Source organism: Bacillus sp. FDAARGOS_527 (genome assembly GCF_003812125.1).
Classification (GTDB): domain Bacteria; phylum Bacillota; class Bacilli; order Bacillales; family Bacillaceae_G; genus Bacillus_A; species Bacillus_A paranthracis.
The window spans coordinates 824720-845886 of record NZ_CP033795.1; the positions used below are offsets into that span (position 1 = coordinate 824720).

General features: G+C 38.3%; 21 protein-coding genes, 2 other RNA genes and 2 riboswitches. Of the genes, 18 read left to right on the forward strand and 5 right to left on the reverse strand.

Going from position 1 to position 21167, the window contains the following annotated elements:
• Window positions 1–38 precede the first annotated feature (38 nt).
• The 4 genes from EGX95_RS06670 to pbuX all read left to right on the forward strand — a co-directional run bounded on the left by EGX95_RS06670 (window position 39) and on the right by pbuX (window position 3643).
• The gene (locus tag EGX95_RS06670) at window positions 39–512 is read left to right on the forward strand and encodes a GNAT family N-acetyltransferase (protein ID WP_000456875.1); all 474 of its coding nucleotides are present in this window, start codon (window positions 39–41) and stop codon (window positions 510–512) included.
• A 139-nt stretch (window positions 513–651) separates the two neighbouring features.
• A complete protein-coding gene (locus EGX95_RS06675; protein ID WP_000628426.1) occupies window positions 652–1398 on the forward strand; it encodes a type I methionyl aminopeptidase in 747 nt (248 codons plus the stop codon).
• Window positions 1399–1514: 116 nt separating this feature from the next.
• Window positions 1515–1616, forward strand: a riboswitch (purine riboswitch).
• A 107-nt stretch (window positions 1617–1723) separates the two neighbouring features.
• Complete coding sequence (locus tag EGX95_RS06680) at window positions 1724–2317, forward strand: xanthine phosphoribosyltransferase (RefSeq protein ID WP_000866485.1); 594 nt, start codon at window positions 1724–1726, stop codon at window positions 2315–2317.
• Window positions 2318–2320: 3 nt separating this feature from the next.
• Window positions 2321–3643, forward strand: a complete 1323-nt coding sequence (gene pbuX, locus EGX95_RS06685) for a xanthine permease PbuX (RefSeq protein WP_000809226.1) — start codon at window positions 2321–2323, stop codon at window positions 3641–3643.
• A gap of 15 nt (window positions 3644–3658) precedes the next feature.
• On the opposite strand, the gene EGX95_RS06690 is transcribed toward pbuX, so the two are convergent.
• Window positions 3659–4822 (reverse strand): DUF418 domain-containing protein, encoded by a 1164-nt coding sequence (locus EGX95_RS06690; protein ID WP_000193096.1) that lies wholly within the window; start codon window positions 4820–4822, stop codon window positions 3659–3661.
• 199 nt (window positions 4823–5021) lie between these two features.
• Between EGX95_RS06690 and EGX95_RS30275 the strand changes: the two genes are divergently transcribed.
• Together EGX95_RS30275 and EGX95_RS06695 are read left to right on the forward strand one after the other, a co-directional pair.
• Window positions 5022–5177 (forward strand): hypothetical protein, encoded by a 156-nt coding sequence (locus EGX95_RS30275; protein WP_000600129.1) that lies wholly within the window; start codon window positions 5022–5024, stop codon window positions 5175–5177.
• 193 nt (window positions 5178–5370) lie between these two features.
• Window positions 5371–9030 carry a dynamin family protein gene (locus EGX95_RS06695; RefSeq protein WP_000182169.1) on the forward strand — a complete coding sequence of 1220 codons (3660 nt, stop codon included), beginning with the start codon at window positions 5371–5373 and terminating at the stop codon, window positions 9028–9030.
• Between the two features lie 3 nt (window positions 9031–9033).
• On the opposite strand, the gene EGX95_RS06700 is transcribed toward EGX95_RS06695, so the two are convergent.
• Window positions 9034–9288 carry a DUF3931 domain-containing protein gene (locus tag EGX95_RS06700; RefSeq protein WP_000369737.1) on the reverse strand — a complete coding sequence of 85 codons (255 nt, stop codon included), beginning with the start codon at window positions 9286–9288 and terminating at the stop codon, window positions 9034–9036.
• Between the two features lie 72 nt (window positions 9289–9360).
• On the opposite strand from EGX95_RS06700, the gene EGX95_RS06705 reads away from it, so the two are divergent.
• From EGX95_RS06705 to ssrS (EGX95_RS06725), 5 genes are all read left to right on the forward strand, one after another.
• The gene (locus tag EGX95_RS06705; protein WP_000219276.1) at window positions 9361–9819 is read left to right on the forward strand and encodes a GNAT family N-acetyltransferase; all 459 of its coding nucleotides are present in this window, start codon (window positions 9361–9363) and stop codon (window positions 9817–9819) included.
• A 30-nt stretch (window positions 9820–9849) separates the two neighbouring features.
• Window positions 9850–10122, forward strand: coding sequence for a YpbS family protein (locus tag EGX95_RS06710; RefSeq protein WP_000451811.1), 273 nt, complete (start codon window positions 9850–9852; stop codon window positions 10120–10122).
• A 2-nt stretch (window positions 10123–10124) separates the two neighbouring features.
• The gene (locus EGX95_RS06715; RefSeq protein WP_000961781.1) at window positions 10125–10958 is read left to right on the forward strand and encodes a sulfurtransferase; all 834 of its coding nucleotides are present in this window, start codon (window positions 10125–10127) and stop codon (window positions 10956–10958) included.
• A gap of 116 nt (window positions 10959–11074) precedes the next feature.
• Window positions 11075–11257: non-coding RNA, 6S RNA (gene ssrS, locus EGX95_RS06720), on the forward strand.
• A gap of 21 nt (window positions 11258–11278) precedes the next feature.
• Window positions 11279–11462, forward strand: a non-coding RNA gene (gene ssrS, locus EGX95_RS06725) — 6S RNA.
• 54 nt (window positions 11463–11516) lie between these two features.
• On the opposite strand, the gene EGX95_RS06730 is transcribed toward ssrS (EGX95_RS06725), so the two are convergent.
• A complete protein-coding gene (locus EGX95_RS06730) occupies window positions 11517–11966 on the reverse strand; it encodes a hypothetical protein (protein ID WP_001235528.1) in 450 nt (149 codons plus the stop codon).
• A gap of 83 nt (window positions 11967–12049) precedes the next feature.
• Between EGX95_RS06730 and EGX95_RS06735 the strand changes: the two genes are divergently transcribed.
• The 6 genes from EGX95_RS06735 (at window position 12050) to EGX95_RS06760 (ending at window position 16721) form a co-directional block, all read left to right on the forward strand.
• The gene (locus EGX95_RS06735) at window positions 12050–12361 is read left to right on the forward strand and encodes a hypothetical protein (protein WP_000169020.1); all 312 of its coding nucleotides are present in this window, start codon (window positions 12050–12052) and stop codon (window positions 12359–12361) included.
• Window positions 12362–12364: 3 nt separating this feature from the next.
• Window positions 12365–13603, forward strand: coding sequence for a glutathionylspermidine synthase family protein (locus tag EGX95_RS06740; RefSeq protein WP_000084959.1), 1239 nt, complete (start codon window positions 12365–12367; stop codon window positions 13601–13603).
• Window positions 13596–13982 (forward strand): DUF350 domain-containing protein, encoded by a 387-nt coding sequence (locus tag EGX95_RS06745; RefSeq protein WP_000606860.1) that lies wholly within the window; start codon window positions 13596–13598, stop codon window positions 13980–13982. Before EGX95_RS06740 ends, EGX95_RS06745 begins: the two co-directional genes overlap by 8 nt.
• A 183-nt stretch (window positions 13983–14165) precedes the next feature.
• A riboswitch (M-box (ykoK) riboswitch) is annotated at window positions 14166–14329 on the forward strand.
• A gap of 345 nt (window positions 14330–14674) precedes the next feature.
• The gene (locus EGX95_RS06750) at window positions 14675–15400 is read left to right on the forward strand and encodes a P-type ATPase actuator domain-containing protein (protein WP_000964970.1); all 726 of its coding nucleotides are present in this window, start codon (window positions 14675–14677) and stop codon (window positions 15398–15400) included.
• A 130-nt stretch (window positions 15401–15530) separates the two neighbouring features.
• Complete coding sequence (locus EGX95_RS06755; protein ID WP_000757057.1) at window positions 15531–16397, forward strand: 5'-3' exonuclease; 867 nt, start codon at window positions 15531–15533, stop codon at window positions 16395–16397.
• 183 nt (window positions 16398–16580) lie between these two features.
• Window positions 16581–16721, forward strand: coding sequence for an FbpB family small basic protein (locus EGX95_RS06760; protein ID WP_001228040.1), 141 nt, complete (start codon window positions 16581–16583; stop codon window positions 16719–16721).
• A 357-nt stretch (window positions 16722–17078) separates the two neighbouring features.
• Here the strand turns inward: EGX95_RS06760 and EGX95_RS30695 are convergent, their stop codons facing one another.
• Window positions 17079–17468 (reverse strand): Gly-Xaa-Xaa repeat protein, encoded by a 390-nt coding sequence (locus EGX95_RS30695; RefSeq protein ID WP_000538724.1) that lies wholly within the window; start codon window positions 17466–17468, stop codon window positions 17079–17081.
• Window positions 17469–17491: 23 nt separating this feature from the next.
• Complete coding sequence (locus EGX95_RS31030) at window positions 17492–20356, reverse strand: hypothetical protein (protein WP_319016939.1); 2865 nt, start codon at window positions 20354–20356, stop codon at window positions 17492–17494.
• Here EGX95_RS31030 and EGX95_RS30710 point away from each other — a divergent pair.
• Window positions 20347–20511, forward strand: coding sequence for a hypothetical protein (locus EGX95_RS30710; protein ID WP_012580605.1), 165 nt, complete (start codon window positions 20347–20349; stop codon window positions 20509–20511). The genes EGX95_RS31030 and EGX95_RS30710 overlap by 10 nt on opposite strands.
• The last annotated feature ends 656 nt before the right edge of the window (window positions 20512–21167 follow it).

Genomic DNA, 21167 nt, shown 5'->3' on the forward strand with positions numbered 1-21167 from the left:
CTGCTTACTTGCAGCTCTTTTTTTAAGGGGATAGAAAAATGGAGTATACTTATACAGTAATGACGCAAGAAGAAGCAGAAGAAATTGCATACAACTGGCATTATGAAGGGAAATATTCCTTTTACGATATAGAGGCAGATGAAGAAGATTTAGCCGAATTTTTACAAGATGAGAGTAGAGGGGATTATACATTTTCTGTGAAGGAAAATGGCACTCTCATTGGTTATTTTACTGTTTGTAAAATAAATGATGGAACGGTTGATATAGGTCTTGGAATGAGACCTAATATAACTGGGAATGGATTTGGTTTACAGTTCATAAATGCTATACTAGCTTTTAGTAAAGAAAAATATGGATGCAAGTATATAACACTATCAGTAGCTACATTTAATAAAAGAGCGATTAAAGTGTATAAAAGGGCAGGGTTTGAAGCAGTTGGGACGTTTATACAGAAGACGAATGGTAGTTATTTTGAATTTTTGAAAATGAATTATATATGTAAAAATGATTAAAAAAACAGAAGAATCTCCTTCTGTTTTTTTATGCAGAAATAAATCTTACTATTTGTAATTGGAAGTTTTGTAATTTTGGAAGAGGATGTGTATGATTGAAGTTTAATGGTAAATAGCAAGTTTAGTAAGGAGAGACAGCATGATTACAATTAAAACGAAAAATGAAATAGATTTAATGCATGAATCTGGAAAATTACTTGCTTCATGTCACAGAGAAATTGCGAAGATAATGAAACCAGGTATTACAACAAAAGAAATTAATACGTTTGTTGAAGCGTATTTAGAAAAACATGGTGCAACGTCTGAGCAGAAAGGGTACAACGGATATCCATATGCGATATGTGCATCTGTAAACGATGAAATGTGTCATGCATTTCCGGCCGATGTTCCTTTGACTGAGGGTGATATTGTAACAATTGACATGGTAGTAAACTTAAATGGTGGTCTTTCAGATTCTGCTTGGACGTATAGAATTGGAAAAGTTTCTGATGAAGCAGAAAAGTTATTACTAGTAGCTGAGAATGCTTTGTATAAAGGCATTGAGCAGGCGATAATCGGTAATCATGTAGGAGATATTGGTTATGCGATTGAAAGTTATGTAGCTGCTGAAGGTTTTTCTGTCGCAAGAGACTTTACGGGACATGGAATCGGTAAAGAAATTCATGAAGAACCAGCAATTTTTCATTTTGGGAAGCAAGGACAAGGGCCTGAGTTACAAGAAGGAATGGTAATTACAATTGAGCCAATTGTCAATGTAGGTATGCGATATTCGAAAGTAGATTTAAATGGATGGACCGCGAGAACGATGGACGGGAAATTATCAGCTCAATATGAGCATACAATTGCGATTACAGAAGATGGACCAATCATTTTAACGAAGTTATAATTGGGAATGAAAGAGTTTACAAAACTCGAACGAAAATGATGTTTTTATAAAATTTGTACGTGTTTTATGAATAAAAGCTTTTCAAAGTATAAAAAGTGCGTTATAATCCTTCTATAAAATAAATAGTTAGCTACACTCATATAATCGCGGGGATATGGCCTGCAAGTTTCTACCGAAGTACCGTAAATACTTTGACTATGAGTGAGGACGAATATATTTGCTTGTTTAGCATTCTTTTTTGCGAAACTCCAAAAGCGCGTCTCTCACTTGTAACGAGTGGTGGCGGCTTTTGGAGTTTTTTTATTGCATAAGAGGGGGAACAAACATGAAAGTATTACAAGAAAAGATTTTGAACGAAGGAAAGGTTTTATCTGGTGATGTATTAAAGGTAGATGCATTTTTAAATCACCAAATTGATCCAGTACTTATGCAAGAAATCGGAAAAGAATTTGCTAAACGTTTTAAAGAAGAGAACATTACAAAAATCGTGACGATTGAATCTTCAGGTATTGCACCAGCAGTGATGGCTGCATTAGAGCTTGGTGTAAAAGTAATCTTTGCTAGAAAGCGTAAATCGTTAACGTTACAAGATAATATGTATGTTGCAAACGTATATTCATTTACAAAACAAGAAACCAATGAAATTTCGTTATCTCGAAATCATATTGATGAAAGTGATCGCGTTTTAATTATTGATGACTTTTTAGCAAACGGTCAGGCTGCTTTAGGTTTAATGAGCCTAGTAGAGCAAGCTGGAGCAAGTATTGCAGGAATTGGTATTGTTATTGAAAAAGCATTTCAAGATGGAGGAAAGAAGCTTCGTGAACAAGGAATTCGTGTTGAGTCACTAGCAGAAATTGCATCACTTGATAATAACGCAGTTACATTTGTACAGCAAGAAACTGCGGAGGTGAAATAAACGATGAAGCAACATCCATTTAAAATCGCATCGCTTGGTATGCAGCATATGCTTGCTATGTATGCTGGCGCAATTATCGTTCCGCTTATTGTGGGCGGCGGACTTGGTTTAAATCAAAAAGAGTTAACATATTTAGTCTCAATTGATTTATTAATGTGCGGCGTTGCGACAATTTTACAAGCATTATCAAATCGCTTTTTCGGTATTGGACTCCCAGTTGTACTAGGTTGTACATTTACAGCCGTTGGGCCGATGATTGCAATCGGAAAACAATACGGCGTATCCTCTATTTATGGAGCAATTATTGCTGCGGGGTTATTCGTTGTTATTTTTGCGAAATTATTTGGAAAGCTTGTAAAGCTGTTTCCACCTGTTGTAACAGGATCTGTCGTTACCGTAATTGGAGTTACACTTGTTCCAGCAGCAATTAATGATATGGCTGGAGGAGTAGGAAGTAAGGATTTCGGTAGTCTTGAAAATTTAGCATTAGCATTTGGTGTGTTACTATTTATTATCATTATGTATCGTTTCTTTGACGGATTTATTCGTTCAATCTCTATTTTACTAGGTCTATTGTTCGGTACAATCGTTGCAGCATTTATGGGGAAAGTAAGCTTGCAAGCGGTTGGAGAAGCGGATTGGTTCCATGGTATTCAGCCATTTTATTTCGGTACACCAACGTTTGAATTAACGCCAATTATTACGATGATTCTCGTTGCTTGCGTAGGGATTGTAGAAGCGACAGGTGTTTACTTTGCATTATCTGATATTTGCAATAAAAAGATTGGTGAAAAAGAATTAACAAAAGGGTATCGTGCAGAAGGATTAGCGATGGTGTTAGGTGGTATTTTCAACGCCTTTCCGTATACAACATACTCACAAAACGTAGGGCTTGTTCAATTAACTGGAGTAAGAAATCGCGTGATTATTTACACGTGTGGTGGTATGTTAATCGTTCTTGGATTCATTCCAAAAATCGCAGCTATTACAACAATCATTCCGAAATCAGTACTTGGCGGTGCGATGTTAGCGATGTTCGGTATGGTAATGGCATATGGTATTAAAATGTTAAGTAGCGTTGATTTTGGAAGACAAGAAAATTTATTAATCGTTGCATGTTCTGTTGGGATCGGACTAGGAGTTACTGTCGTTCCTACATTATTCTCACAACTTCCAGAAAGCATTCGTATTTTAACAGATAACGGAATCGTACTAGGAAGTGCGTCAGCAGTCCTTTTAAATATCGTATTTAATATGGTGCCGCAGCGTAAAGTGAAAGTAAAGGATGAACCAGTTCCGATACAAAGTGCGGTAAGAGAAGCATAAAAAAGCAAGGTCTCACTATGAGACCTTGCTTTTCTTTTTAAGTGGCATCATCTTTCCGTACGTACCAAGGCGCCATATATACTCAAGTGGTCCGTATTGGTAACGTGACAGCCACCAGCGGCTAATAAAGATTTGCAGCGTGTAGAAACCGATGCAAAATAGTGGTCCTACCCATAATGGAGCAAGATAATCATTTTTGAACAATATTCCGAATACAAGCAACGTAACAATTGTATGCGAGATATAATTTGTTAATGCCATTCGACCAACGTACTGGAACGGACGTAATATCTTTTGCCATTTTTCTTTTTGTAATAAACGCATGAGCGTGAAAATGTAGAATATGAATAATGTCTTTCCGCTTATCATCGTAATACCCATAAGTGAAAATGGTGTGTATAGTTGATTGTTCATAAAGTAGTAAACCATAATAAACCACATCGGTAATGTTAAAACAAACATAATAATTTGCCATTTCTTTAGTTTTGGATCTAATTCTTTCGCACGGCGGAAAATATCTTTTTTACCGGCATATAATCCGAGTAAAAACAATCCTAGTGTTTCAGGAAGCATAATAAGACTATTACTTATTGCTTCAGAGTAGAAAGAATAGAATCGGTCTGTGATTTGTAAGCCCCAGTTTTCTAACGGCATAATTGCTGTGGAAAGGCCTAACTCCTCTACTGGCACGATTAACATGACAAGAGAACCTAATAATGTGAACAATTGCATGAAACTTAATAGTACAATTGACCATATTAAAATAGTACGTGGCTTTCTTTTGTAAAATAAAAATAAGAAAAACCCGGTAATTGCATAAGTATGTAAAATGTCTCCGTCCCATAAAAGAACGTAATGTAAGAAACCAAATAATAATAAAATAAGTAAGCGACGAACAAATAAAGTTTTTGGTCGATCTGTTTTCGCTTCAGCACGAGTCATAAAAATGTAAAATCCTAGGCCGAATAAAAACGAAAAGATAGTATAAAACTTTGTTTGAATAAACATATCGTAAAATAGACGGATATAGCTATCTAGCCCCTCGTAAACTCCTGTAATATCACGTGAGTCAATCCCGGCGATAACAGGCCAGTTCACAAGAAAAATACCAAGTACAGCTATTCCTCTAATAATATCGATCGAGTGTATCCTCTCGCCTTGTGAAATATTTTGTGTCATTATTTTCCTCCTTGTTAAGTAATTCCCTTTTATTATACAAAATGTAAGATGGGGGGTATAGGGTGGATTTCCATTTTTTTTAACTATTAAGTTATGTAAGATGAGATATAATAAGAGTGCACAACAAGTTTTAATCTTCTTCAAAACAGGCAGTAAAGCTCCTTCTTATAAGGGGCTTTCTTTATGAAAAGTGTTGATAATGATTCTCTTTAATGATAAAATGTATTCAAAAGTGATAATCATTATCAAAAAAGGTTGGTGCACGAGTATGGTATATGCATTAGTAGCAGGTACAGTCGCTGTATATGCAGTTATTGCAAAGTATGTTTTAAATGGAGTAGGAACGGCAAAATGAGTGATATTACATAAAATCCCTTTCATTTGTAAAAAGAATGAAAGGGATTTTTTATTTTTAATGAGAATATGCTGAAAATTTAGTATGATAGTAAAGTGAAACGGTAATCAATGAGGGATGTATCTCCTGTTGATTATGTGCTCGCAAATAGCGGGGAAAAGTATATACATCTTGGATAAAGGGGAACAAGGGGATGACAAACATAGTACAGACAAACGGTATGAAAAAACTTGTTTGTTTTTATGAAGAGTGGCAAAAACACGGCGATGCAGAGAATAGCTTAAAGTTGTTTGAAGTAATTCAAAAATATAAACGAGAGCAGCTTATGATAGCATTCTGCGGTCACTTCTCAGCAGGGAAATCAACGATGATGAATCATCTATATAAAGCGCAGTTGTTACCGACAAGTCCAATTCCGACAAGCGCTAACGTCGTTAAAATTGAAAAGGGGTCTGATCGTGTTGTTGTAACGATTAAATCTGGAGAGCAGTACGAATATGACGGTGCATATTCAGCAGAAGAATTAAAACAAATTTGTAAAGATGGCGATGAGGTAATTGGTGTTCATATTTATCGAAATGATGCGCCAATTCCAGAAGGTGTTATGTTAGTTGATACACCAGGGATTGATTCAACAGATGATGCCCATCAACTAGCAACAGAATCAACGCTGCATCTAGCAGACGTAATTTTTTATATGATGGATTATAATCACGTCCAATCGGAAGTGAATTTACAATTTGTTAAAGAATTGAAACAACGTAATAAAACGGTTTATCTCGTTGTAAATCAAATAGATAAACATAAAGAAAATGAATTATCGTTTGCGGATTATAGAGATAGTGTAAAACAATCATTCTCTAACTGGGATATTGAAGTAGATGGAGTTTATTATACATCATTACGAATGATGAACCATCCACATAATGAAATTGAAAACCTAGAAACGTTAATTACTTCTATTATGAAAGAAAAAGAGCAGTATGTAAGAGATGGAATGGAGCGAGAAACAGAATATTTAATGAGGGAACATTTCTCGTTTATTCTTTCTGAAAATGAAAAAGCTCTTTTGAAATATGAGGAAGAGTTAGCATCACCGCTTTCCATTTCAGAAATAGTTGAAAAGAAAGAAGAGCTAACGGAAATGAAACATCGCGAGGCTAATAAAGAGTCTCAAATGAGAAATGAATTTATAAAAGGCTTACAAGCTATATTAGATAACGCGTATTTAATGCCATTTGAAATGAGAGAATTGGCAAATGCGTACTTAGAAACGAAATTAACAAAATTTAAAGTTGGTTTGCTATTTGCGAAAGGAAAGACTGAGCAAGAAAAACAGAGACGTTTAGATGCTTTTTATGCTGCTTTGCAAAAGACTGTCGAAACGCAACTTGATTTTCATGTGAAAGAATTTATTGTTGCCTTCTTAAAAGAAGAAGGGGTGTTTACAGAAGAGATTGGGAAAGACATATATGATTTAGAAATTGCTTTTGGACCAGAAATGTTGGCAGAAGTAATTAAACAAGGTGCAGGTTTCACAGGTGATTACTTACTTCTTTATACAGCGGATGTAGCGAATGAATTAAAGAAACGTTATTTTACAAAAGCACAGCAAATTTTTGATAAAAGTGCAGTCGTTTTAAAGCAAAAGGTAAAAGAAGCAGTTGATCGTATTGAAGAAGAGATTGAAACATATACGATGTTGCAAACGGCGAAAGAAACGAAATTGCAATACAGTAACAATTTGGAGGCATATGAAGGCTATTTACAAAATGTTTGGCATGATCGTGTTGCTACACCAGAAGGGTTGCAAATAGAAGAGATATTGCAAAGCAAAAAACAAATTGTTAGTGAGAAATTCACACTACAAGAGCAGGAAATTGTAAATGATAACGTAGCGGCTCGTGAGGAAGAGATAAAAGGAACGGCAGCTTTAAATATTCAGCGTATATTAGAGAAGGTGAAGAAAGCTGAAACGATATTAGAGCCATTGCCAGTGCTAAAACATGTACAGCAAGAGGTAATAGAAAAAAGGCGCCGTGTGGAAACGAAACAATTTACAGTAGCATTATTTGGAGCTTTTAGTGCTGGGAAATCATCATTTGCCAATGCATTGCTTGGTGAGAAAGTACTTCCAGTGTCACCAAATCCGACGACGGCAACGATTAATCAAATTTTGCCAGTTACAGAGGAAAAACCACACGGAACAGTAATGGTTCAATTTAAATCAAAGCAAGCCTTATTAGAAGATATGAAAGCTGTTTATAAGCTGTTTCATTATGAGATTACTACGTTAGATGAAGCGTTAGCACAGATTGATAAAGTTATGAAATACCCTTCACCAACTGGGAAGCAAAAAACAACATTTAGCTTTTTACGAGCAGTACAAAAAGGGTATGATACAGTTTCTGCACATTTAGGCGAGAAAGTACAAGTTACATTAGAAGAGTTTTCTGATTATGTAGCGAATGAAGAAAAATCTTGTTTTGTTGAGTACATGGAGCTTTATTATGATTGTACATTAACAAGGCAAGGAGTAGCGCTTGTAGATACACCTGGAGCGGATTCTATTAACGCCCGCCATACAGACGTTGCGTTCCAGTATATTAAAAACGCAGATGCTATTTTGTTTGTCACGTATTATAATCACGTGTTCTCTCGTGCTGACCGTGAATTTTTAATTCAGCTTGGTCGTGTAAAGGATACTTTTGCTCTTGATAAAATGTTCTTCTTAATTAATGCGGCCGATTTAGCAGAGTCTGAAGAAGAACTTGAAATGGTAAAAGGTTATATCGCAGACCAGCTACTACAATACGGTATTAGAAATCCACGTTTATTTGCAATTTCAAGTTTATGTGCGCTTGAAGAGAAACAAGGAAAAAATATTGAGAAAGAGAAGTACGGTATTTTACAAAACTCTGGGATTGCTAAGTTCGAGGAATCATTTACATCCTTTATGATGAGAGATTTAATGCTCGTATCTGTTCATGCTTTATATGGTGCATTGCAAGGGGCAGATCAGTTGTTAGTAAATATGATAAATGGTGCAAAGCAGGGGAATGAAGAGAAAGAGAAGCAAACGAAAAAATATGAAGCAGAGCGTGATCAACTACTTCATATTATTTCATCATATAGTGTGCTTGCTGAAGAACAGGCGATGCGAAATGAAGTGAAAGAATTGCTTTATTACGTGCAACAACGTCTATTCCTACGTTATAACGATGTGTTTACTGAATTTATTAATCCAGCATCGCTTCGAACGGATGGAAATGTGAAAGTGCAGTTGCAGCAGTGTGTTATGGAATTAGTAGCATTTATTCAGCATGATTTATTACAAGAAATGCGTGCGACATCATTACGCCTTGAAAGATGGATAGATGAAGCGATGAAGCGTGCAAAGAATGAAATTGTGGTGAACTGTAAAGTAGAAAATGAATCAATTTCTATGAATGGAACAGTGGAATATGAATATAAAGATATTACACATAAAGAACCGTTCCCTTCAGTTGAAATAAAAGATTTCAAAAAAGCATTGGCACACTTTAAAAATGAGAAAAGCTTTTTTGAAAAGAATGACAAAGCCTTTATGCAAGAAGACGCTAAATCTGTATTAGAACCTCTCGTATCAAACTATGTAGCTGATGAAAAAGATTTATTTGTTCATCATTATAAGCAAGAGTGGGATTTGAAATGGAACTTATTCCAAAAAGTGATGCAGCAAGATGTGATGAATTATTATGAAAGTGTATTATTTGCATTGGCTGAAACGATTGATGTATCACTATATGAACAAAGTAAAGAACAATTGCAAAAGCAATTAGTAGAGATTGAAAAAGAAATGTATGTGATGTAGTCGTTATGAGAAAAAGATTCGTTCGATTTTCTTTTGTAATACCGTATCTAAAGATTTGACAAATCCAGCAAATTCATCGGTAGAAATCATATGAGTAAGAACGAGTCGTCTGCCGTCTGGTGTTTCACCGCATAAGACGAATGAAGAAAATTCATATGTTTTGTTTTCGACTACTAATTTTGGATGGGAATACGTGTCGCTCTTCTTCTTCTTTCCATCAATAGAGATGACGTTGCATTTTTTCTCATTGTTGTCCATGGTGAATCCCTCCTTTCTATTACTTATGGTAGACAAGGAGGGTTTAGAACAATAGAGAAGGGGGAATTTTTTATGACTGTTGTAATAGAACGTATTTCAAAAGAAGCTATACCGAAGTCTTTATTACTACTTGCTGATCCGAGTGAACAGCAAGTAGCTACATATGTACAAAGAGGGGTAACATACGTAGCTAAGCAAGAAGATAATGTAATCGGTGTATATGTGATTTTGGAAACAAGGCCGAAGACGATGGAAATTATGAATATTGCGGTTGTAGAGCATTTGCAAGGAAAAGGGATTGGAAAGAAGTTATTAAGTCATGCTATAGAAACTGCTAAAGGATATGGTATGTCAAAACTTGAAGTTGGTACAGGCAATTCAAGTGTTTCACAACTTGCTTTCTATCAAAAATGTGGATTTCGTATTTTTTCTATTGATTTTGATTACTTTTCGAAGCATTATGAAGAAGAGATTATTGAAAATGGGATTGTATGCCGTGATATGATTCGGCTTGCAATGGAATTGAATTAGAACGTATAACTTATTTAGGGGGAAGAGAAGATGGAAGTACATAAAGCAATTACAGCACATTCTCGTAAACAAAATGAAAGTGTAAAAGCATGTTTACAATTAGATGCGCAGCGTGAAGCAGCTATTGAAGCAGCCGTATCTCTTGCGTCAAATGGGAAAGAATTTTCGGTTGATGTCATTAATGTTGTAACGAAGCAAATTAATGCTCTTGCAAAAAATGGTGTTACACTAGAGCGTAAATATGTTACAAAAGAAATGGTTATGGAGTATGTAAGTCGTTTGAAAGAGAAAGAAGGTCGTTAAAGATGTTAGTTACAGTCGAATGGTTACGTGAGCATATAGAAGATGAGAACGTCCGTATAATCGATTGTCGTTTTGATTTAGCGAATCCTAATTGGGGTAGAGAAAAGTATGAGGAGGAACATATTCCTCATGCATTATATTTTGATTTGAATGTAGATTTATCAAGTCCTATAACAGAACATGGTGGTCGCCACCCGTTACCAAATATTGAGGAGTTTGCAGACAAGCTGTCGCGAGCTGGTATTGATGAACATACGACAGTGATTGCATATGACAGTGAAGCGGGTGCAAATGCTTCTCGTCTTTGGTGGTTATTAAACTATGTAGGACATGAGAAAGTATATATATTAGATGGTGGATTTCCAGCATGGAAAGAGAATGGACTACCGGTAACAACAGAAATTTCTGTTGCTAAACGAAAAGCATTCAAAGCAAATGTACAAAATCATATGCTTGTAACGATGGAAACGGTGAGAGAGAATATCTATGCAGGTGCAGATGTTACGTTAATTGATTCTAGAGAGCCAAAACGTTATGCTGGTGTAGAGGAACTTGTTGATCCGAAAGCAGGACACATTCCAACAGCAGTAAATTATTTTTGGAAGGATGGAATGCTGCAATCAGGACAATTTAAGAATGAAGCTCAGCAACAAGAACGATTCCAAAACCTTTCGAAAGATAAGGAAACAATTGTATATTGTGGTTCTGGCGTTACAGCATGTCCAAATATCGTTGCATTGAAATTAGCTGGATTCCAAAATGTTAAATTGTATGCAGGTAGCTGGAGTGATTGGATTTCTTATCCAGAAAATCAAATTGCAAAAGAAGAAGATTAATCACTTGCATGCAAAAATAATTTGTATTAAAATAAGGTCACAAGCAAGAGATTGCTCGAAAAACTTTGTATTTTACACATTGGAAACAATGTGATAATATAACGACAAGTAAATAATACATCCTGCGGTGTACGTAACTTATTTATGTCTAAAACCGATGTTAGTTATACGGAAGCTCAATATTTAGTGACCATCATCAAGCCTTCCTTGTGGAGGAAGATGTACGGTAACTGTGAGGGCATCCACCTGCGAGTAGCGGGTTTTTGGACATTTACGAGGAGCGGCACGTGCGGGGGTCTTATTTCAACTAACATTATATAAAATTCCTACGGTGTACGTAGCTTATGCATGTCTTAAACCAATAAGTTTAATATGGAAGTTCAATATTTAAATGTAGCTAACATGCCATCTTTTTAAGAAGGAAGTTACAAACATTTGTGAGAGCATCCACCTGTGAGAGCAGGTTTATGGACATCTAGAGAGAACGGCATATGTGGGGCTATATAAAAACCTTACGTTTTATACGTAAGGTTTTTTTGTTGTATACATATATCCATGTTATCTTGATTCACCTGTGAAGTTTCCGTAATAAATATAGCATTTTCTGTCTTCATCAATTTCTCTTGAATCTAAAGTAAATTCCATATGCATGCCGTCTTGTTGAATATATATAATATCTGAATGCAGATATGGCAAGATTTCTTCATAGTTCCATACATCTTTACTTTCAATCAAGTTTGAACTTGTATCCTTTAGCTCTCTAATTTCAAAACCGATGTGGAAGTAAGTAGGATCTGAAGGATCGTTAGAGAAAGTTTCTTGTTGAATATATATAACTGCTGTTCCGTCTGGATCTACTGAGGTTGCAGTGACAACATATGTATTTTTATCTTTTATAAAATATTCACAAGTCATGCGTGCAATGGTTTCAGAATTAGAAATATTTGCATAGTTCCATAAAGCTGGATACCCTTTCGTTTCATCATTAAGTCGGTATTCTAAGCGCATTTCATCACTCTTCTTCCTTTTTCTTCTACTTTATCATGCCATCCTATATAATAGGAATAGAATTTAAAAAGGGGAGTGCGAAGGTGACAAAAACGAAATGGTTAGTAGGTGGTGTCGTAACGTCTTTAATGACTGGCACCTTATTTGGCTGCGCACAAGATCTTCCCCCAAAACCGAATGATAAAAGTTGTGCAGATTGGGATTGGGATGATGAACTTGGGGTATGGCAGTGTGATGATAGTAGTTCAGGATATCGTGGGCATTATTTCTATGGCGGGAGATACTATCAAAATAAATCCACTTTCAAAAATTCATCGGCGTTTAAATCTTATCAATCGTCTGCGGAATTTAAAGGTGGAATTGGAAGCGGTTCAAAGGGAGGATTTGGGGGCTAACATATGTCGCAATACATAAGGGATCGAAAAGAGTTTTATTCAAAATATCAGGATTTCTGGTCGGATTTATATGAATGTGAGTATAGTTTGTTTCATGTTTTTCCTATAACAAATGAGACTATGAAACAATTACAAGTTGCAACTGAACGAATGGGGAAAATATTTTTTAAGACTGCTAGACTTTTGCGTAATTTAAGTGACGAACAGCTTCTTGAACTTGGATTTCCCCCCGCAAGCTTATCGTTCATTAGAATGAAAGGATTATATCCTGAATCTGTTATTTCACGATTTGATTTCGTTTTAACAGGCGATAACCAAATTAAAATGCTTGAGTTTAATAGTGATACACCTACCTTTATTATGGAATGCTTTCAAATGAATGGGGAAGTTTGTAAAAAGCTAGGTTATGATGATCCAAACTTAGGCCAAGAGCGATTGCTATCCTCTGGTGTTACAAAAGCTGTAATGGAAGCGACAAAGGGAATAGACAACCCAAATGTTGTTTTTACAGCGCATCATGAGCATATTGAGGATTGGAATACGACTATGTATTTAAGTCAGTTATGCCGTGTTGAAAATAAAGTCGTGCCAATGTCAGAACTTAGAATTACAAAAGATTCTTTAGTGGATAGGGATGGAGTGCAAATTGATGTTTTATATCGTCAAACATATCCGATAGAAGATTTAATTGAGGATCAAGATCCTGAAACAGGGGATTTGGTAGGTGTGGAGTTGTTACAACTCGTAAAAGCCGGAAAGCTTTTTATTATAAATCCTTTGTCAGCATTTTTACTTCAGCCTAAATCAGTTCAATGTCTTATTTGGGGATTAGCAGAAGAAGAGGTCTTTTATACAAATGAGGAACGACAGTGGATTAAAGAATATATGTTACCTACATATTTAGAACCAGATTTATTTTTAGGAAAAGGTTCTTTCGTTCGAAAACCTTCATTTGGTAGAGAGGGAGACACGATTACCATTCGTGATAAGGACGAAAATATTATGATTCAAAATGCACACCAAACGTATAAAGCGTCACTGCCGATATTTCAAAAGTATACAGAACTTCCAGTCGTAACTTTGGAAACAGAGAAAGGGATGGAGAAACTGTCGTATGTGTTTGGTTCGTTTTTAATTGCAGGAAAAGCAAGTAGTATCGGTATTCGTGCTGGTGAAAAAATTACGGGGAATGAATCGTACTATTTACCAGTAGGTATAAACAAGGAGGAAGTATATGATTAATTTTTTATTATATTTAGCAGTAACACTTGGTCTTTTATGCATAGGTCTTTTCCTGATGGAAGTGACAACGAAAGTAAAAGAATTTAAGTTAATGGCCCAAGGGAATAAGGCAGTAAGCTATGTACTTGGAGGGCGATTACTTGGGTTAGCTATTGTTTTATATTCAACAGCAGCTAATTCCATTTCACTTCTTGATATGGTTTCGTGGGGAGCGGTTGGGATTTTGGCTCAAATTATCGTCTTTTATTTAGCTGAGTGGCTTACACCACGCTTTAATATAAATAAAAGTCTTGAAGAAGATAATCAAGCGGTCGGTCTTTTTCTTATGTTTTTATCGCTTTCAATTGGGATTGTAATTGCTGGTTGTATAACTTATTAAAAACTTTACGTTTAAACGTAAGGTTTTTATTTTTACTAATTTTAAAATATGTGCTTCATTCATTTGATACGTAGAAAGAGAACTAGTATGTATATGAGAGGGAGTTGTTGTAATAAGGAAAAGATTCCATTCAAGGTGTTGACATCTATTTTAAATAAGAGTAACATTTTCTATGTAATAAAAATAAGTCTCTGTTAGGTGAGGCTCCTGTATAGAGAAATGCTACTGCCCAAAAATGTCGAGAGACGCCAATGGGTCAACAGGAATGATCGAATTAAGGTTTTTCTTAACGTAGCTGGTAATGTACCTATGCTATACAGTGCTAAAACTCGGCGAGGGAGAGGTCCGTAGATTTCTAATTGTATTAGGAATCGTTTATTTGTGTATGTCATGGCCTTTACTCTTTTCGGAGTAAGGGTCTTTTTGTTACAAAGCTATGAGTAATTTCATAGTATAAACTATAAAATAAAACGAGGAGGTGAGGAGCATGTCAAATTCTGACTCGGTTCCGTTACCCATATACTTCAAATCAAAAATATATGATGTAGGCAGGAAACGACTTGTTCCTCCCTCTATATTTATCATCATGTAGCGTTTATATGTATGTTTAGGCGCTAGACACTTTCACCGTAAAGTGGATAAATTGAGAAACAAAGCGTTTCTTCCTACGTTGTAAAGGAGGAGACGATAATATGTTATATGCAAACAAAACTGTGGGTAACACGTCATATAAATTAAGCAAAAAATCAATGAAAGAACAAACGATGCTTCAAAAAAATAAAGATTTATTAATTGAAATCGCAACGAGAGATGTAAAATCTGTATTTGCGTATTTTAAAACAACAAGAGATGGATTGTCTATGAAAGAGGCACAAAAACGTATTCAAGTATACGGCCGAAATGAATTAACTTCAAAAAGAGCTCGTATTGCAGAAGTGATGATGAAGCTAGGTGGAATGATCCCAGGTTTTTCAAAACAACATGTGAGAGATGGATTACAATGTGAGAAGATTACTGTGTCTCGAGTAGAATGTTCTAGTGTAACAGGTTTAAACGGTGAATTAAAAATGATGGATTTGCCAGTACAAGAGCTTGTTCCAGGAGATATGATTTTCCTTTCAGAAGGTGATACAGTACCAGCAGATGTACGTATCATTTATGCAAATGATCTATTAGTAAATGAATCTGTGCTAACAGGAAACGATGCAAGTGTTGAGAAATTTGAAAGTTGCTATCATCTTGAACGCAAACGATTTATTCCTTTGAAAAGAATGAAAGACTATAATCCACTTGAACTTGAAAATGTATGTTTCAAAGGGACGTATATTGTTAGTGGAAATGCAAAAGCTGTAGTAGTTTCAACTGGGAAAAATACGTATACAGGGATTCTTCATACTTGTTGTAGTAAAACGTCTTAATGTGTAAATGATGCTAAATATACAAAAACAATGTATAATAGACAAAGTTGAAAAACGTAGAATGGTAATCTATTTATATAACCTTACGTGATGACGTGGGGTTATTATTTTTTTTGGTAGGAGAGGAATTATGAAAAAAGTATTATTAGTTGATGGTATGGCACTATTATTTCGTGCTTTTTATGCAACAAGTGTCTACGGGCAGTTTATGAAACGACAAGATGGTACCCCTACAAACGGGATTCATGGTTATATGAAACATTTATTAACGGCAATGCAAGCAATTGAACCGACACACATCGTAACATGCTGGGATATGGGAAGTACAACATTTAGAACAGAGTCGTTCTCAAATTATAAAGCGAATCGTGCAGCGCCACCTGAAGAATTAATTCCGCAATTTGATCTAGTGCAAGAAATGACTGTAAAATTATCTGTTCCAGTTATCGGCATGAAAGGGTATGAAGCGGATGATTGTATCGGTACACTAGCAAAACAATACTGCAATGAAGCGGAAGTTTATATTTTAACAGGTGATACGGATTTACTTCAACTTGTTGATAAGAACGTTACAGTTATGCTTCTGCGCAAAGGAATTGGAAATTACGAGTATTACACACCGGAGAAAATTATGGAAGAAAAAGGTGTAGAACCGTGGCAAATCGTGCATGCGAAAGCTTTCATGGGAGATACGAGCGATAATTACCCAGGTGTAAAAGGTATCGGTGAAAAAACAGCGTATAAGCTTATTCAAGAACATGGTACAGTAGCAACTGTACTAGAAAATGTGGCAGCATTAACGAAAGCGCAACGTACGAAGATCGAAAGTGATTTAGAGAATTTAAATATTTCATTACAATTAGCGCAAATTCATTGTGAAGTTCCTATTTCATGTTCACTAGAAGAAGGATTACACACAATAGATGAAGAAAAATTACGATTCGTTTGTGAAGAAATGAATTGGGGAAGACCTGAAATATTAATCAATATGCTATAAGTACTAGGAAGACCGATTAAAAGTAAAATGAATCGGTCTTCCTTTTTTGTTCACAAAGTTGTCAGAAAATAAACGTAATTTTCATGTAAAGTTCAAATGGAATTCACAACAATCAATTATTATAAGACAAACAGATAAATACTTATCTTTTATATAAACCATCCCCCAAGGAGGACAATGAAAATGAGAAAAAAAGTAAGAAAATCCTTTAAACAATTATTAATAGAAAATAAACAATTACTATTAAGTAATAAAGAAAATATGAAAGAAATTGAGGAACGAATTGAGAAACGACATGTAGCATATGGTGTAGGAAACAATTGAACGAAAAACTATTGAACCTTAAAACAGAATGAATTCAAAAAAATACCTCCAGTTGAATTTGCATTTGTAGTTTGTAAATTCAGGAGGTATTTTTCATGTCTACTGTAATTAGACACGTTATATAATTTTAAAACTTTTACTAGGAGAAGATTGTTTTTATAGCTAAAAAGTTTGAATTTTGATAGGCCTAAGTGTGAATCGTTTAGAATAACATGAAGCTTTCATGGGCACGATTGTCTAACTCATATACATTGGAATTCATGACAGTTAATCTCTTGATAAACTTTCTTGTATTTATTAAGTTTTAAGGTGATATTTTTAATGCTTAAAAAGGTAAACGTTAAATCTGTGTTATTTCTAATCAACCCTTATGACAGTGACCCTTGCCACGCCACCTCCAGCTGCTCCACCTGCACCGTTATTTAAAGAAACAGCTACACCAGAATTATTAAATAAAGAAAGAGTAGTGCCAGCAGTTAATGAAATGATGGTAGTTGATGAAATCATCCCACCAGATACGTTAGATACCATATTTGTACTAGGAGTAGGATTATTATTTAAACCAACCCCAAATGCTGCTGGGGTAACAGAACCTAGTGCTGGGGATACATTTAGAGTTATCATATAATCTCCATTTTGTTGAATAGTAAGTGTATCCGAACCATTAAAAGTAATTCCATTAAGATTAGTGCCACCACCAGAAAAATTAACTTTTCCGTTTGCTGCTACTGTTTGATTAACTCCCAATGTTAAACTTGCATAAGCTTGTGCTAGCGTCCCCGTAGGTCCAGTGCTGCCGGTAGGTCCGGTGTTGCCAGTAGTCCCCGTTCTACCAGTGGGTCCAGTGCTGCCGGAAGGTCCAGTAGCTCCCGTAGGTCCAGTAATCCCAGTAGCTCCCGTAGGTCCGGTGTTGCCAGTAGGTCCAGTAGTCCCAGTAACTCCAGTAGAGCCAGTGTTGCCGGTAGCTCCGGTAGGTCCGGTGTTCCCAGTAGATCCAGTGTTCCCAGTAGGTCCAGAGTTTCCGGTAGGTCCAGTAGTCCCAGTAACTCCAGTAGAGCCAGTGTTGCCGGTAGCTCCGGTAGGTCCGGTGTTGCCAGTAGGTCCAGTGTCGCCGGTAGGTCCAGTGATACCAGTAGGTCCGGTGTTACCAATAGCTCCAGTGTTCCCAGCAGGTCCGGTGTTGCCAGTAGGTCCAGTGTCGCCGGTAGAGCCAGTGTTCCCAGTAGGTCCGGTGTTGCCAGTAGGTCCAGTGTCGCCGGTAGGTCCAGTGATACCAGTAGGTCCGGTGTTTCCGGAAGGTCCGGTGTTTCCGGAAGGTCCGGTGTTTCCGGAAGGTCCAGTAGTCCCAGTAACTCCAGTAGGTCCAGTGTTCCCGGTAGGTCCAGTAGATCCAGTAGGTCCGGTGTTTCCGGAAGGTCCAGTAGATCCAGTAGAGCCAGTGTCGCCCGTAGGTCCGGTGTTGCCAGTAGGTCCAGTAGTCCCAGTAACTCCAGTAGGTCCAGTGTTGCCGGTGTTTCCGGAAGGTCCGGTGTTTCCGGAAGGTCCGGTGTTTCCGGAAGGTCCGGTGTTTCCGGAAGGTCCGGTGTTTCCGGAAGGTCCGGTGTTTCCGGAAGGTCCGGTGTTTCCGGAAGGTCCGGTGTTTCCGGAAGGTCCGGTGTTTCCGGAAGGTCCAGTAGTCCCAGTAACTCCAGTAGGTCCAGTGTTCCCGGTAGGTCCAGTAGATCCAGTAGGTCCGGTGTTTCCGGAAGGTCCAGTAGTCCCAGTAACTCCAGTAGAGCCAGTGTCGCCCGTAGGTCCGGTGATCCCAGTATCGCCAGTAGGTCCAGTGTCGCCGGTAGCTCCGGTGTTGCCGGTAGGTCCAGTAGTCCCAGTAACTCCAGTAGGTCCAGTGTTGCCGGTAGGTCCAGTAGATCCAGTAGGTCCAGTAGATCCAGTAGAGCCAGTGTTGCCCGTAGGTCCGGTGTTCCCAGTAGGTCCAGTAGTCCCAGTAGGTCCAGTAGTCCCAGTAACTCCAGTAGAGCCAGTGTTGCCGGTAGGTCCAGTAGGTCCAGTGTCGCCGGTAGCTCCAGTGATCCCAGTAGGTCCGGTGATCCCAGTAGGTCCAGTAGTCCCAGTAGAGCCAGTGTTGCCGGTAGGTCCGGTGTTGCCGGTAGGTCCAGTAGTCCCAGTAACTCCAGTAGGTCCAGTGTTGCCGGTAGGTCCAGTAGATCCAGTAGGTCCGGTGTTCCCGGTAGGTCCAGTAATCCCAGTAACTCCAGTAGGTCCAGTGTTGCCAGTAGGTCCAGTAGATCCAGTAGAGCCAGTGTCGCCCGTAGGTCCGGTGTTCCCAGTATCGCCAGTAGGTCCAGTGTCGCCGGTAGCTCCAGTGATCCCAGTAGGTCCGGTGTTGCCGGTAGGTCCGGTGTTGCCGGTAGGTCCGGTGTTCCCAGTAGGTCCAGTGTCGCCGGTAGCTCCAGTGATCCCAGTAGGTCCAGTAGTCCCAGTAGTCCCAGTAACTCCAGTAGGTCCAGTGTTCCCGGTAGGTCCAGTAGTCCCAGTAACTCCAGTAGAGCCAGTGTCGCCCGTAGGTCCGGTGTTCCCAGTAGGTCCAGTGTCGCCGGTAGCTCCAGTGATCCCAGTAGGTCCGGTGTTGCCGGAAGGTCCAGTAGTCCCAGTAACTCCAGTAGGTCCAGTGTTGCCGGTAGCTCCGGTAGGTCCAGTAGAGCCAGTGTCGCCGGTAGCTCCAGTGATACCGGTAGGTCCGGTGTTGCCGGTAGGTCCGGTGATCCCAGTAGGTCCAGTGTCGCCGGTAGCTCCAGTGATCCCAGTAGGTCCGGTGATCCCAGTAGGTCCAGTAGTCCCAGTAACTCCAGTAGAGCCAGTGTTGCCGGTAGGTCCGGTGTTGCCGGTGTTGCCGGTAGGTCCGGTGTTGCCGGTGTTGCCGGTAGGTCCGGTGTTGCCGGTAGGTCCAGTAGTCCCAGTAGATCCAGTAGGTCCAGTGTCGCCGGTAGCTCCAGTGATCCCAGTAGGTCCGGTGTTGCCAGTAGGTCCAGTGTCGCCGGTAGCTCCAGTGATCCCAGTAGGTCCGGTGTTGCCAGTAGGTCCGGTGTTCCCAGTAGGTCCAGTGTCGCCGGTAGCTCCAGTGATCCCAGTAGGTCCGGTGATCCCAGTAGGTCCAGTAGTCCCAGTAACTCCAGTAGGTCCGGTGTTTCCGGTAGGTCCGGTGTTTCCGGAAGGTCCAGTAGTCCCAGTAGATCCAGTAGGTCCAGTGTCGCCGGTAGCTCCAGTGATCCCAGTAGGTCCGGTGATCCCAGTAGGTCCAGTAGTCCCAGTAACTCCAGTAGAGCCAGTGTTGCCGGTAGCTCCGGTAGGTCCGGTAGCGCCAGTAGGTCCAGAGTTTCCGGAAGGTCCGGTGATCCCAGTAGGTCCAGTAACTCCAGTAGAGCCAGTGTTGCCGGTAGCTCCGGTAGGTCCGGTGTTGCCAGTAGGTCCAGTGTCGCCGGTAGCTCCAGTATCGCCAGTAGGTCCGGTGTTGCCAGTAGGTCCAGTGTCGCCGGTAGCTCCAGTGATCCCAGTAGGTCCGGTGTTGCCAGTAGGTCCAGTGTTGCCGGTAGCTCCGGTAGGTCCGGTGTTGCCAGTAGGTCCGGTGTTACCAATAGCTCCAGTGTTGCCAGTAGGTCCGGTGTTGCCAGTAGGTCCAGTGTCGCCGGTAGATCCAGTAGAGCCAGTGCTACCGGTAGGTCCGGTAATACCGGTAGGTGATACTATTGTAGTGTTTGGGAATGTAGGTCCTATGACACTAGGGTCGTAGGAAATGGCTGATATAATATCATCAAAATTCAATGGGTTTTTAAATTTTTTATCTTTATTGGACATATACCTTCCCACCTATAAAAAATTTACTCATTATAGCCAGTAGAGACAATGAATAAAATGTTTATTAAAAAAGGATAATGATTATGAAAGTGAATTAATAAATATATATGTAGTAAAGTTATGTTAAGTTAAAATTTAAGTTGCATATTCAATATGGTTTAGAGTTCTGGGTGTGAGGGACAAGAAAAGATTGGGTATACACGAAGTATTTCATTGTATACATTTTGAGTGACACATTATTAAATTTGAAATTTTTTGGTGCAAATATTATTTTGTTTTTGTAAAAGGTATGTAATTTATTAGGTTAGAATTATTATTTTTTAGTGAATATCGTATAAATAATATTGAATATTTTGATGGATTGTGTATTTGGTAATGTTCTGTACGGAATAAGAAGGCTGATATAAGTGTTTCAATATTGAATATTTAAATATTAGTTAATAGGATTAGTGTGATTTTGTTTACTACGTTTCTTTTAATTTGTTAATTGTAGTGTAATAGCAAATATCTTATTTGTATGGAAGAGAATTGATTCGGAATATGGATATTTTTGTTTTATTTACAATATAACTTTAGATGACGCTTAATCGT